The 13,667-nt window shown below is 42.1% G+C and carries 11 protein-coding genes and 2 tRNA genes; 2 read left to right on the forward strand and 11 right to left on the reverse strand.

Going from position 1 to position 13,667, the window contains the following annotated elements; translation table 11 throughout:
* The 7 genes from AACQ17_RS07985 to AACQ17_RS08015 all read right to left on the reverse strand — a co-directional run.
* Positions 1–436, reverse strand: a 436-nt coding sequence (locus tag AACQ17_RS07985) for a lipopolysaccharide biosynthesis protein (RefSeq protein WP_170935179.1), incomplete at its 3' end; no start/stop codon positions are given.
* Entirely contained in the window at positions 437–1,591 is a 1,155-nt protein-coding gene (locus tag AACQ17_RS07990) for an O-antigen ligase family protein (RefSeq protein WP_339366204.1), read from the reverse strand.
* A gap of 88 nt (positions 1,592–1,679) precedes the next feature.
* Positions 1,680–2,921 (reverse strand): UDP-N-acetyl-D-mannosamine dehydrogenase VpsB, encoded by a 1,242-nt coding sequence (gene vpsB / locus AACQ17_RS07995; protein WP_017047992.1) that lies wholly within the window; start codon positions 2,919–2,921, stop codon positions 1,680–1,682.
* 17 nt (positions 2,922–2,938) lie between these two features.
* Entirely contained in the window at positions 2,939–4,057 is a 1,119-nt protein-coding gene (wecB, locus tag AACQ17_RS08000) for a non-hydrolyzing UDP-N-acetylglucosamine 2-epimerase (RefSeq protein WP_081245367.1), read from the reverse strand.
* Positions 4,058–4,356: 299 nt separating this feature from the next.
* Positions 4,357–4,884: a low molecular weight protein-tyrosine-phosphatase gene (locus tag AACQ17_RS08005; RefSeq protein ID WP_013857370.1), complete on the reverse strand. Its 528-nt coding sequence runs from the start codon at positions 4,882–4,884 to the stop codon at positions 4,357–4,359.
* Between the two features lie 305 nt (positions 4,885–5,189).
* Complete coding sequence (gene vexH / locus AACQ17_RS08010; RefSeq protein WP_094147684.1) at positions 5,190–8,300, reverse strand: vibriobactin export RND transporter permease subunit VexH; 3,111 nt, start codon at positions 8,298–8,300, stop codon at positions 5,190–5,192.
* Entirely contained in the window at positions 8,300–9,352 is a 1,053-nt protein-coding gene (locus AACQ17_RS08015) for an efflux RND transporter periplasmic adaptor subunit (protein ID WP_094167742.1), read from the reverse strand. The genes vexH and AACQ17_RS08015 overlap by 1 nt, the downstream gene beginning before the upstream one ends.
* A 483-nt stretch (positions 9,353–9,835) precedes the next feature.
* Between AACQ17_RS08015 and AACQ17_RS08020 the strand changes: the two genes are divergently transcribed.
* Positions 9,836–9,920 (forward strand) — tRNA-Tyr (locus AACQ17_RS08020).
* Positions 9,921–9,999: 79 nt separating this feature from the next.
* Positions 10,000–10,084 (forward strand) — tRNA-Tyr (locus AACQ17_RS08025).
* 99 nt (positions 10,085–10,183) lie between these two features.
* On the opposite strand, the gene AACQ17_RS08030 is transcribed toward AACQ17_RS08025, so the two are convergent.
* The 4 genes from AACQ17_RS08030 to AACQ17_RS08045 form a co-directional block, all read right to left on the reverse strand.
* Positions 10,184–10,951, reverse strand: a complete 768-nt coding sequence (locus AACQ17_RS08030; RefSeq protein ID WP_094146802.1) for a PKD domain-containing protein — start codon at positions 10,949–10,951, stop codon at positions 10,184–10,186.
* Between the two features lie 22 nt (positions 10,952–10,973).
* A complete protein-coding gene (locus tag AACQ17_RS08035; protein ID WP_017044213.1) occupies positions 10,974–11,210 on the reverse strand; it encodes a hypothetical protein in 237 nt (78 codons plus the stop codon).
* A gap of 76 nt (positions 11,211–11,286) precedes the next feature.
* Positions 11,287–12,921, reverse strand: a complete 1,635-nt coding sequence (locus AACQ17_RS08040; RefSeq protein WP_094146801.1) for an ATP-binding protein — start codon at positions 12,919–12,921, stop codon at positions 11,287–11,289.
* Positions 12,912–13,634 (reverse strand): winged helix-turn-helix domain-containing protein, encoded by a 723-nt coding sequence (locus AACQ17_RS08045; RefSeq protein WP_017045565.1) that lies wholly within the window; start codon positions 13,632–13,634, stop codon positions 12,912–12,914. Before AACQ17_RS08045 ends, AACQ17_RS08040 begins: the two co-directional genes overlap by 10 nt.
* Positions 13,635–13,667 lie beyond the last annotated feature (33 nt).

Below are 13,667 nucleotides of genomic sequence, written 5' to 3' on the forward strand. Positions count from 1 at the left end.
CAATTACTTCTGGTTTATTAATCGACTGGAAATATAATTTTAGCATTGTTGCTCTAGAAAAATAGACTGAAAGCAAAACTAAAAAAGTTATAATGATAATATCATTTTCTATCTTACCATTATAGATATAACAGAGTATAGAATATACAGCAAACATATGTATAAGAAAGCCGATGAATTGCATTGTCAGAATTGTAGATATATAGGTAATGTTTTTCCTGTCATTTGTTAAGTCACGGATAATGATATGATCTAAACCGAGTACAACTAAAAATAATGTGACGGATGATAGTGCTTGTATCATACTCAATTTACCTAGGTTCTCCGGACCAAAAATCCTAGCTACTATAACAACACTGACTAAACCAAAAATAATTGTGGTTATATTTTCTACAGAATACCAAGCTGCCTTTTTTAAGTTATATATTTTAGACATTTACTCACCAAGTCTTGTCTTAGATATTGCCAAATTTGTTATTAAAATAAATAAGAACCATAGAATATTAATAGATAAGAGAAAAGTTGTTTCACTCACATTATGCAACAGAATAAAAGTTAATGTTGTAATCATGAAAAATTTAGAATTAACATTCTTTAACATTAAAACCCTTAAAAAAGAATTTGTTGTATAAAATAAAAATAGGAATAATCCAATAATTCCTATGGATATTATCAAATCTATATATCCACCATCCGATGCAGCCAAAGCCTCAACCCAAAGCGGGTTATGCAAATAAAGATCTGTATCATATATTTCAGACCAATCACCCTTCCCCCAAACTGAATTAAACCCAAAGCCACTAATCAACTTATCTTCAGCATGAAGCAACATTGTTAGCCACAGTTTTCCTCTACCCGTCAAAAAATCATCATCAATATTATAATAAATATAATCCATAATATTAAACCTGTAATAAACCACAATGGAAAATAGTATTATTAGTAATATCATCCATGATAATGATGCCGAAAAAAAACTGTGACTGCTAATTTTATATTTAGAAATTAAAAAACCAGAAATCAACGAAATAAAAAACAGTATTATAGAGGTTTTTGATAAGGAAAGCATCAATAGTAAAACAGAAATGATGAGAAAAAAAAGTATTGCTTTTCTTTTTTTCCAATCTTCATTAAATAATATAAACATTGAACATAGCGCCATGGCAAGACCAAAATTATTTTTATGATTATATATTCCTCGCATACCATTTGGACTAATAGCATCATTAAAAAAAACAATTATATAAGCAAAGTTAATCGTAACGACCGTTATCGCTGAATAAAATAAAAACCGAAGCACTTTATCCATAGTGAATAGATTAGATATAAGTAAGCAAGTAAGAAACATCAGCGTCTGTATTAATGTCTCTTCTATACTAGCAAAAGGCCATTGTGACCATGTTGCACTTAATGCACACCATAGCAATACAGATATTAAGGCAAAATTCGATATAAGACCTGAGATGATATAAGGAAGCTCTTTGATATTAGCAATAAGATATATGCAAAAAACAAGAAAAAGAACTTTTCTATCAAATAAGTTATGGCCTAACAACATCAATGTAAAAGTAAAATAAAGCACAATTGACATTAAATCAGGTCTATTAAAAATTTTATATATCACACATACTCTCATTGCTTATCATAATAACAAAATATAAACACTAATTAATCTATATTTATGCAACCACACCACGAGTATCAATCACGACTTTCTTGGCAAATGCCGTTTTATCTGCTTCTTTAAAATCTCGGTGATCAACCAGCACCACAACGATATTGGCTAACTCTAAAGCACGCTCTAGCGAGACTAGTTCAACATCATGTTCTGTTAACTTACCCGGTAATTGGTGGATATTTGGCTCTACCGCTAGAATTTGTCCAATATTGTCTTGTGCTAAATGCAAAGTGATGTCTAAAGCTGGGCTTTCACGTAAATCATCAATATCGGCTTTAAAGGCCAAACCTAAGCAGGCAATAACAGGCTTTTTGAACTGATCTGCGGCTTGTTTTACCTGATCAACGACCCAGTGTGGTTTGCCATCATTAACATGACGAGCAGCAGCAATCAGTTTTGCTTCTTCTGGGCAGCTGTTAACAATAAACCAAGGATCAACTGCAATACAGTGCCCGCCAACACCTGGTCCTGGATTTAATATGTTGACCCGAGGGTGGCGGTTGGCCAATTTAATTAATTCCCAAACATTGATTTTTAATTTCTCACAAATAAGGGAAAGTTCGTTCGCGAATGCAATATTGACGTCGCGAAAGGAGTTTTCTGTTAATTTCGCCATCTCCGCCGTACGAGAGTTGCTGATGATGCATTCGCCTTTAACAAAGGTTTTATACAGAGCCATCGCCTTCTCGCTACACGATTTGCTCATACCACCAATCACTCGGTCATTGCTGACTAACTCTTGTAGTACATAACCCGGTAAAACTCGCTCTGGGCAATGCGCTACCTTAATGTCAGCCGTGTCACCTTTATGCTGTGGGAAAGTTAAATCAGGACGAGCCTCTGCTAGCCATGCGGAAAGCTTTTCTGTCGCACCGACAGGGGAAGTACTTTCCAACACTACCAAGTTGCCTTTTTCCAGAACTGGCGCAATCGCTTTGGCTGCGGCTTCTATATAACTAAGATCAGGCTCGTGATTATCACCTTTAAATGGTGTGGGTACCGCCACTAAGAAAGCATCAGCTGGTTCAGCTGTCACAGTTGCTTTTAGTTTGCCAGTCATCACTGCACTTCGAACTACGATATCTAAATCAGGTTCGACAATGTGGATTTCACCTTTGTTGATTGTATCGACAGCGTGTTGATTGACATCTACGCCAATCACTTCAATACCACGCGAAGCAATAACGGCAGCCGTTGGCAGGCCGATATACCCTAAACCAATCACAGAAACTTTATTAAACATCTTATTTTCCTTAAATCTTATCTTGCTAGAATGTCAGCGATACGTTGACAGGCTTTGCCATCACCGTATGGATTGTGTGCTTGACTCATGAGTTGGTAAGCGCGCTCATCACTAAGCAACCGGTCTAACTCTTCACAAATCAGTTGTGTGTTAGTCCCAACCAGCTTGACCGTACCCGCGCTTACCGCTTCAGGTCGTTCGGTGGTGTCTCTCATCACTAATACAGGCTTCCCTAGCGACGGTGCCTCTTCTTGAATACCACCGGAATCGGTTAAAATGATGTGTGCTCTGTCCATCAAATAGACAAAGGGCAAATACTGTTGTGGATCCACTAAGAAAATGTTTTCAATGCCTTTTAAAAGACGATTGACGGGCTCTTGAACATTCGGATTAAGATGTACCGGATAAAGAATTTGACAGTCAGGGTGACGCTTTGCTGTGATGGATAAGGCTTCACAAATACGCTCAAATCCATCACCAAAACTTTCACGGCGATGGCCTGTAACAAGAATGAGTTTTTTATTGTTATCAAGCATCGGAAACTGGTGTGCCAGCGTAGCATTGAGATCTTGCTCGTTGTGAATCTTGTTACGGATCATAAACAAGGCGTCAATGACGGTATTCCCAGTAATATGGATGTTCTCGAGGCAATAATTTTCATCTAATAAATTTTGTTGAGATGTTGCCGTTGGTGCGAAATGGTAGTGAGTCAATGCACCCGTAAGCTTGCGGTTCGCTTCTTCAGGCCAAGGGGAATAAATATTGCCGGTGCGTAATCCAGCCTCAACGTGGCCGACTGCAATTTGCTGATAATAACAAGCAAGTGAAGTCGCAAACGTTGTAGCGGTATCGCCATGAACTAAGACAATGTTTGGTTGAAAGTCTTTTAGAACCGTTTCCATACCGTTCAAGATTTTAGTCGTTACTGTCGTCAGTGTTTGCCCTGGTTCCATGATATTAAGATCAAAATCAGGCACCACTTCAAACAACTCTAAAACCTGGTCAAGCATTTCCCTGTGCTGGCCAGTGACGCATACTTTTGTGTCGAAGCGGTTATCTTGTTTAAGCTGATGAACTAGAGGCGCCATTTTAATTGCTTCAGGTCGTGTACCAAACGCAATGAGTATTTTTTTCACTTTATTTATTTCCTTGGGCTAAACTAAACGACTGTTAAGAACAAACTGTTCAACGCTATTTCTTCAAAAAGTAGATAAAAATGGTGAATAGCAACGGTTAAATACGCTACCGCCACTAGATGTCGCCTCTAGAATGCGCATTTTCTTCACATTTTTTTGCTTTATGTATATAAGAGAAAACTTATTAACCACCCACATTTAATCACCTACCTACAAACTATGAGTAGAAATTAATTGCCAAACTGTTGCTTTGTTTTTTGGGGTGGGTAATCAAAAAGTCATATAAAACTTTCTATGTGTTACACACAAAGTTTCATTGCACTTTCCTTTAATTGATATTGTTTAGATATATGTTCGATGATCCCTTGGGCCCCGCTCTCTATCAGTTCCAAAACCCGTTCAAACATATGAATATTTCCTTTGTAAGGATCAGGGACTTCCGTGACACCGATGTGACTATGCGATAGAAACAGTGAAAGTTTCTCTTTATGTTTAGCAGGACAAATGTCAATCAGATCCGCTAAGTTGGCTTTATCTAAGGCAAAAATAAGATCAAATTTTTCGAAATCCTCAGAACAAACCTGCCTTGCTCTTAAATTTGACATTGAATAACCACGCTGCTCAGCGACAGATATTGCTTTGGGATCTGGTTTTCGGCCCACTTGATAATTCACAGTACCAGCGCTTTCAACAAATAAATTAATTCCATGTTGTTGCGCTTTTTGGCTCAAAACAGCTTCAGAAAGCGGTGAACGGCATATATTTCCCATGCATACGATGAGGATAGAGAGTTTTTTATTTTCCATGGCCATTACTGATGCATTCACTTCATTTTGTCTCTGTATTAAAGAGGTGGATAGAGTATCGCAAGGCGCATTGCAATGGGTGTCTCAAAATTGAGTCTATCTATAATTAATACCTAAGATTTAAATAGGAAAAATGAACTGGCTATTTTGATGGATTATCGAAAATGGCATTAACCATTTGATATCTCGCTTGTATATTCAAATAACTTGATGTGATAAGCCGGCCGCATGTGATTTCATCTAATGGGCATAGATAACGGTGAATGGAATAGGTGTGAACGGTGAACAAAGAAGAGCCTGCAGGGCGCAGGCTCTTGATACGTTAATCAGTGAACACTTCTGGTTTTAACATCATGCAGCAGTTCTTGATTAAGTTCAGCTTCAACATGACCTGGAGAGCGTGTTGATGCCGAGACCAAACGATACATAGCAGGGATAACAAACAGAGTGACTAAAGTGGCAAAACCCATACCGAAGAAAATCACCGTACCCACCGCAACTCGGCTTTCATAGCCTGCTCCTGTCGAGATAATTAATGGGATTGAACCTGCTAAAGTAGTAAAGGCGGTCATCATGATTGGCCGTAAGCGCCTTGCTGAAGCATCAATAATTGCTTTTTCAAACTCAACCCCCCGGTCACGCAGCTGGTTGGCAAATTCAACGATCAAAATGCCATTTTTGGTCACCATACCGATCAGCATAATCATCCCAATCTGGCTATAGATGTTGATACCTTGTCCCATAATTGATAGACCAAGAAAGCCGCCAAACACACCCATCGGCACCGTCAACATCACCACTAACGGGTTGATAAAACTTTCAAATTGGGCGGCTAGTACCAAATAAGCGACAAGCAGCGCTAACGCAAATACAATGGCTACGCTCGATTGGTTTTCTTTAAAATCTTTTGACTCACCTGAGTAACTAATGGAAATATCACTAGGTAGTGTTTCAATGGCTTTCTGATCCAGAAAATCAAGCGCTTCGCCCAACGTGTAACCAGCTGATAAATTTGCAGTAACCGTGATCGCCTTTTGCTTATTGTAATGAGACAAGCGGATTGATGATGCCACTTCTTCCACTTTCGCAAGTGCATCCAGTGTAACAAGCTCACCGGATGTGGTTCTCATATAGATCTGGCTTAAATCGGAGGCGTTATTGAAGCTATTTTCGTCCCCACGGAGATAAACATCATACTCTTCGCCACGCTCAACAAAGCTGGTTTCACTCTTCCCGCCGAGCATCACTTCTAACGTATCTGAAATATCCGCGACACTGATCCCCAATTCCGCGGCACGCTGCCTATCAATCGTCACCACCAGTTCAGGTGTCTTTTCGGAATAATTGGTGTCAGCACCTTCCATAAAGGGGGAATTTTCAGCTTCCGTTTTTAACAATTCAGCCCATTTTTTGAGTTCAGGATAGTCTGACCCACCTAACACAAACTGAACAGGCTCATTAGAGCCACCACGAAAGCCGGGCATAAAGGGCATAACTCGTACATCGGGAATTCCCGTTAGCGTTTTTTTGACCTGCCCTAATGCTTGTTGAGCGGTGATGCTTCGTTCGTTCCAGTCATCCAAAATCATGATAACAAAACCCGTCTGATCACCCGCTTGCCCACCGAACGCGGGCGATTGAATACTAAACGACTTGAGAAAACCTTTGCCAACCAAGGGCATTAACCGCTGCTCAACAAGATCCATATTGGCCGACATCCGATTATAACTGGTCGCATCCGCTCCGCGCACAAAGGCAAAAATAACGCCGCGATCTTCTGAAGGCGTGAGCTGAGAAGGCACTTTCTGCATCAGAAAATAACTGCCACCAACGCATGCAAGGATGACGAGCGGTGCAGCCCATTTCCAACTGATAGCAAAACGTAAAGAGGATTTGTAACCCGCTTCTAAACGGCCAAAAACACGATCAACAAAACGATTAAAACGGTTTGGTTTGACATTGACCTTTAAAATCTTGCTACCGAGAACGGGCGTTAAAGTTAACGCTATTAGCGATGAAAAGAGAACCGACATGGCCAAAAGTACAGAGAACTCGGTGAACAACAGGCCGACCATACCGTCCATAAAAGAGATCGGTAAAAAGACCATCACTAATACCAATGTGGTGGCAATCACGGCAAAGCCGACTTCGCGCGTCCCTTTATAAGCAGCCAGCAGTGGCTTCTCTCCCTGTTCTATGTGATGAAATATATTTTCCACCACCACAATCGCGTCATCAACAACCAAACCGATGGAAAGAATCAGCGCCATCAAGGTGATAAGGTTAATGGAGAATCCGAAATAGTAAGCGGCAATAAAAGAAGAGATCAATGATACTGGCACAGTAACGGCTGGGATTAGCGTTGCCCGAACTTGGCCGATAAAAATGTACAGTACCAAAATTACTAAACCACCCGTGATAAACAGTGTGCTATACACTTCCGAAATTGAGCGATCAATAAAGACGGTCGAGTCGTAGTCAATGGCCAAGCGCGTTCCTTTGGGTAGAAACTGCTGAATATTATCGACTTCTTGATGGACACGCTGCGCCACATCCAAGGGGTTAGCATCTGACTGTGGCACAATGCCCATGCTCACATTAACCACACCGTCGCTTTTGAAGGTTGAGTTTTCGTTCTCAGCGCCGATGAAGACATCCGCGACATCTTTTAAGTAAATCGGCGAATTGTCACTTGCGCGCTTAACCACCAGATAGTCAAAATCTTGAGCCGTTTTGTACGCTCGGTCGGTACGCACCGACATTACTGTCGAATCGTTACGCACTTCCCCGCCCGGGCTTTCAATATTTTCACTACGCAATGCACTTGATATATCAGAAGTCGTGACACCACGCCCAGCCATCAGATTCGGCTTGAGCTTGACATACATCACCTTATAAAGACCACCAGACACATCCACAGAACTGACGCCAGAGATTAAACTAAAACGGTCAATCAAAGCTCGTTCGATATAATCGGTCAGTTGGGTTCGATCCATCTCTGAAGAACTGAGATTAATGTACAAAGAAGCTTCACCAGAGCCATTATTTTTGAATACGGTTGGATCATCTGCTTCATCTGGTAATGAGCGCTGCGCTCTCGCAACGGCGTCGCGGATATCGCTCACACCAGTATTGAGATCGTAACCCAGTTCAAATGTAACGGTAATCCGTGACATGCCATTGCGCGTGGTGGATTCAATTTCATCAATCCCGCTAATGCCTGCCAGTTGATCTTCCAATACAGAAGTGATTTGGCTTTCAATGATGGTAGCTGAAGCCCCTGCATAGCGAGTACTGATTGAAACCACCGGGCTTTCAATATCGGGCATTTCCCGGACCGAAAGCTTAGAAAATGACACTAGACCAAAAACGCACAACAGTAAGCTTAATACCACCGCCGCCACAGGGCGCTTCACTGAAACATCGGATAACCACATTATTTGTCATCCTTTTGTATCGGTGAGCCATCCACATTGACTTCAGTAACGGCAATGCCGTTTCTCATATTCACGATACCTTGCACCACAATCTTATCGCCAATGGCTAAACCTTTATCAATCACCACTTGATTGTCGATCCGCGCGCCAAGCCAAACTTCCGTGCGTATTACTTTATTATTGCTATCAATCACATAGACATAGCGTTTAGTGCCTGAATATTCGAGTGCTTGAACGGGGATAATGGGCGCTTCAATCGCTGGGAAATTCAACTTAGTAGAAAGCAACATCCCGGGTTTTAGCTTGCCATCTTGGTTATCGAAATGAATACGGACACGCAAATTCAAGGTTTCACGGTTAATGCGAGAATCAATACCCACAACTTTGCCGGTAAACTCGTTTTTTGCCCAAGCATTACTCTTCGCCGTCACCGTCATACCTTTACTGATTAACGAAAGGAAACGCTCTGGCACTTGGATATCGAGTTGCATCACCGATAGGTCATCTAAAGTCAGCAATTCCGTCCCTGCACTGACCATTTTGCCCAAACTAAAATTAATAAAACCAACGGTGCCATTAAATGGCGCGCTAATGCGCAGATCGTTTAAATTTGCGTTTGCTGCATCTAAACGTGCTTGAGCAATATCAACACTCGCTTTTTGCGCATCGATTTCCGTTTGGGTAATGGCGTTCCGTTTGACCAAACGTTCAAACTCTTTCAACTTACGCTGTTCATCGTTCAAATAGGCTTGAGCCTCTGAAAGTGCGGCTTTGGCTTTATCATCATTAAGCTGAATTAAGAGCTGACCTTTCTTGACCTCTTGATTGGCTTTAATCGCAATATGGCTGACCTTTCCCGAAACTTCAGATGAGATCTCCACTGCTCGTTCAGCTTCTAATTTACCAATCAGTGAAAGAGACTGAGACACTTGATGAGTTGCCACACGCTCTGCGACCACCGCAACGGCTTGTGGTGCTTGCGCAGCGAACGCACTTAACGGTGTGGTAAGCAAGGTAACTATCATTAACGAAAGAATAGACGTGTTTTTCATAGTTTTTATTCAACAATAAATAGACTGATTGAATTGTAACTGCTTATACGACGCTCGAACGTCAAGGAGTGTAAATCTTATTAAATATCTGTAACGTGCGTCATAACTTAGCCTCCTCCGGCTGCTTTTTAGGCGCCACACACAGGCTATACCCAAACAACTTGAAGTTGCAGGTAGGCGGCAAGTAAGTTCATTCCCATGAGCATAGATAAACTATGTGATTGGGGTGAGCGAACGTAGCCAACACCGCTGCAGCTTCAAGTGGGAAGGGTATAAATAGAGCAAAACTATCCATTCCTCACCCCTTTGCCCAAAAAGGCAGCATTCAATTCAAAATCATAAGAAAAAGGCTTTACAGAGAGAGCGAGTTTGCTATCATGCGCTCCGCACTTGAGCAATGCGTTGGGAAAACGTTGTTTAAGCATACTGTGAGCCAATAGTGTCCTTATAAGCACTATAAATCACATCGTATGAAAACCCTCTGGAGGGGTTCCCGAGTGGCCAAAGGGAGCAGACTGTAAATCTGCCGGCTCCGCCTTCGATGGTTCGAATCCGTCCCCCTCCACCATATTCTCTCGCAAGAGAAACCTTGATTGATACGTTGGGAAAACATCATTCAAGCCTATTTTTAGAATAGGAAAACACCCGGAGGGGTTCCCGAGTGGCCAAAGGGAGCAGACTGTAAATCTGCCGGCTCCGCCTTCGATGGTTCGAATCCGTCCCCCTCCACCATATTTTCTCGATTGAGAACGATAAAAAGCCAGCTTTCGAGCTGGCTTTTTCGTTTCTTTACATCATAGCTCTATAAACTGACGTCACTAAGTAGTCTAGTTAACCCTCAATATACTGAAGTAGAGCGGTAACACAGCTTTGTGCATCACTGCAATTGATACTCTCTGGCAGTTCAGTCTGCAATAAAAACCCTTGTTCCAAAGAGTGGCAAGATGAATTTTCACTTAAACAAATCGGAACTCCTTGAGCAGAAAGGGCATTTAATAACAACAAAGCCGTTTGTATATTTCCCCCAGCATTGGCGGCAAAATTCAGCTCAAACTCAGCAGCGCTATTGAGTGAGGTCAGCGCATGCTCTAATTGAGTGTCCACTTCGGTTAAAGAAACCGAATCTAAATCACTAAAGATCAGCATGCCTTGGTTCCTATCAGCATACTGCCAAGCAACGATATCAACCTGCTGCATATAGGCTCGCTGCATGCTTTGCGCGGCCGCCTGAATGATCACCTGCATTTGGTCACTGTTGCTTCTTCCACCACTGTCTTTGACTGATAATTCAAAAATATACGTGCCAGCAATCGTAGGATAAAACGCCGTTGCTTTCAGAGAATCTGCATTGATCAAAGTAAGCGATTGAGGCCCAGAAACTTGACGCCAAGACTTCGTTTTAATTTCATATATTGATAACTCAGATTTCGCCGTTCCGCTCAACGTAATACTATTTACTGGCAGTATTAACATCTGATCAGCACCAGCATTAACCGTAGGCTTAGTCAGCTTATCCGCATCTTTCAAATCATCGGCTTTACATCCCACGATAAGTGTGAGCACACTCAGGATCACGAACAACTGGTTTAACTTAAACATAATATTTTCCTGTGATTAAGCATTAGAAGAGGTAACTGGTACTGATGGAAAGAAAGGCGACTTCACTACCGTCCAAATACATTGCAGCATCTTGTTGCGCGTAATCCATCATCACATTCGATTGCGTATTGGTTTGGCTGAGCTGGTCATTTAAGCGAACCCCATCGCTGAAGGCTGAGATCCATTCCATCGGTTTAGTGGCACTGGTAGATGAGAAAAATACGCCGCTTAAAAACAGCGCTAATAATTTGGTATTCATGCTTACTCCTTGTGAGCGGTCTGATTCACCGACCCATTCAAGGTAGCATTCTCAATATAAATAAATCGTCAGCAGTTTATTGACCATTTGTATCCAGTTTGGTCACATTAGGTAAAGAAATCTGTTTCGGCCATTGCAGTTCAAAACATGCGCCCCCTAATGCTGAACCATTTACTTTTACTCTAACCTTGCCTTGATGCCAACGAGTGATCTGTTTAACAATCGCCAGCCCAAGACCATGGCCTTTTTCACTATTACGCTCTTGATTATTCACTTGAGTAAAGGGCTCAAAAATACGCTCAATATCATCTGGCGCAATACCGGGGCCATCGTCTTCGACCACCAAAAAAAGTTGCCCATCAGATTCGTTCAACGAGAGATGGATCTCTTGCTGCGCAAATCGCGCGGCATTACTCAGCAAGTTTTTAACGGCCCGCAATAAAGCTCGATTATCGACAAATATCGTTTGCTGTCGCAACGAATCCAACACGCTGACACGCAATGTGAGTTGCGGGTTTTCAAGCTGGAAATGCTCCGCTTCTGCAACCAAATTGTCGGCAAAGTGGCAATAAGAAAAATGGCGAATATCTGTGATACGGTTATAGCGCGACAAAACAAGTGTCTGGTTAATCAAATGATCGAGATCTTCAATACTGGAGTGAATCACTTGGCGGTATTTTTCTTTCTGACTTAAGGCAATGTCTTCATCCTCAAGCATTTCAAATGCAAAGCGTAAACGGTAGAGCGGTGTTCGTAAATCATGCGCCACGGCGTTGGTTAAGGTTCTTTGGCTGGCAATCAGCTTTTCGATGTTATTCGCCATGTTATTAAAAGAATGACTGAGCTGAGAGACCACGGACAGCCGAGACGTCGTCGCTCTACGAGATAATACTCCTTGGCCAAATTCATTCGCCGTTTTTACCAGACGTTTCAGATCTCGCCATAAAGGATAAATCCACATAACTAAGGCCACAGAAATAGCTAAAAAAAAGAAACCGCCGATAGCCGTGGTGAGCTTTAATTGGGTTTGGTAGGAAATATTGTCCTCGACGCGTAACCACGTATTCTCATCCACCGCAGCCAATAAGATCATGCTGCCTTGTTGATTGATATAACTGGTCATCTGCTCTTCATCAGCCAACAATTTACTTCGCTCGATGGGTGACAAATCTTGCTCTCGCAATAGACTTAACTCTAAAGGTATTCGGCTATTTTGCTCAGCAATACTGGTTTGCCATTGAGTACTAGGTTGGCTACGGAGATCTTCTACCGCGAGGTATAATGTGCCTCTGGACTGGTTAAGCGCAGCGAGTTCTCTCGGTTCATTGATCGCGAAATAGAGCACTTTGTCACTGTTCAACACTCTTTGCAAAAGTGCCATAGGATCACCATCTTGGAAAATGATCTCGCCTTTTTGCAACGCTTGATAAACTTCTGGGGAGGCGTGGTAACTGTCTAATGCCTCTAATCGAAGTGGGTAACTAAAATGCTTAGCATAGCCGTCAATAATCGTTGTCCACTCAGCTTGAGGCGCTTGACGCAATTTTTCAGATAGAAACGTAAAGTTACTCTGATAGACAGGCTTATAAAACTCTTCAGAGATACTGCGGCTAAGATATGGGATCGGATTAAATTGCGTGGGAATACTGAGTAATAAGATCGGCAGAAACACAGCTACCCAGAGTACCCAAAAAGATCGAATCATGACCACTTCCCTTCCGATACAGCGCAGAGCTGATATCCTTTACCTCGAACCGTTTTTATCAACTTAGGTTCATTAGGATCATCTCCGAGCGCACGCCGCAAGCGTGATATACGACGATCAATTGAGCGATCTAAACCATCATATTCAAAACCACGCACATACTGAGCGATATCATCTCTCGTGACAATGGTGCCGACATGTTGGGCGAGTAGATACAAAAGCTCAAACTCGCTGGTCGTGAGTTTTATGGGCTGCTGATCAAGCAATACCGCTCGATGTTGCAAATTCATCCACAAGCTACCTATGCACAATTCGTATTTGTCACTTTGACTTCCTCTTGCTTGCCTCCGGAGTAAAGCTCGAATACGTGACAGCAACAAACGGGGCTTAACCTGCTTAACAACATAGTCATCGGCACCCAATTCCAGCCCCATCACCTGATCAATATCGTCGTCCAACGCCGTTTGCATTAAGATCATACCGTGGTATTGATCTCGGACAGCGCGGCAGACATCCATACCACTTTGCCCTGGTAGCATAATATCCAGAATGACTAAATCAGGTTGCTCATCCAAAATCCGATCAACGGCTTGAATCCCATCCGCAACCGTTGAGACACAAAATTCATAGTGGTTGAGAAAATCTTTGATCAGTTCCGAGAGTTCTAAATCGTCTTCAACGAGAACCACTCGATAAGAGGGGGAGAGAGTACTGTTCATTGTGTTTCACATCCGTTTGCTAAGAACGCAAAC

Origin of the sequence: Vibrio sp. V10_P2A27P122 (assembly GCF_963874335.1) — a bacterium.
In the GTDB taxonomy this organism is placed as follows: domain Bacteria; phylum Pseudomonadota; class Gammaproteobacteria; order Enterobacterales; family Vibrionaceae; genus Vibrio; species Vibrio anguillarum.

Coding starts and splice junctions, on each gene's coding strand:
- AACQ17_RS07990 (WP_339366204.1), bottom strand. CDS start 1,591: ATGTCAATTGTGCTTTATTTTACTTTTACATTGATGTTGTTAGGCCAT.
- vpsB (WP_017047992.1), bottom strand. CDS start 2,921: ATGTTTAATAAAGTTTCTGTGATTGGTTTAGGGTATATCGGCCTGCCA.
- vexH (WP_094147684.1), bottom strand. CDS start 8,300: ATGTGGTTATCCGATGTTTCAGTGAAGCGCCCTGTGGCGGCGGTGGTA.
- AACQ17_RS08015 (WP_094167742.1), bottom strand. CDS start 9,352: ATGAAAAACACGTCTATTCTTTCGTTAATGATAGTTACCTTGCTTACC.
- AACQ17_RS08030 (WP_094146802.1), bottom strand. CDS start 10,951: ATGTTTAAGTTAAACCAGTTGTTCGTGATCCTGAGTGTGCTCACACTT.
- AACQ17_RS08035 (WP_017044213.1), bottom strand. CDS start 11,210: ATGAATACCAAATTATTAGCGCTGTTTTTAAGCGGCGTATTTTTCTCA.
- AACQ17_RS08045 (WP_017045565.1), bottom strand. CDS start 13,634: ATGAACAGTACTCTCTCCCCCTCTTATCGAGTGGTTCTCGTTGAAGAC.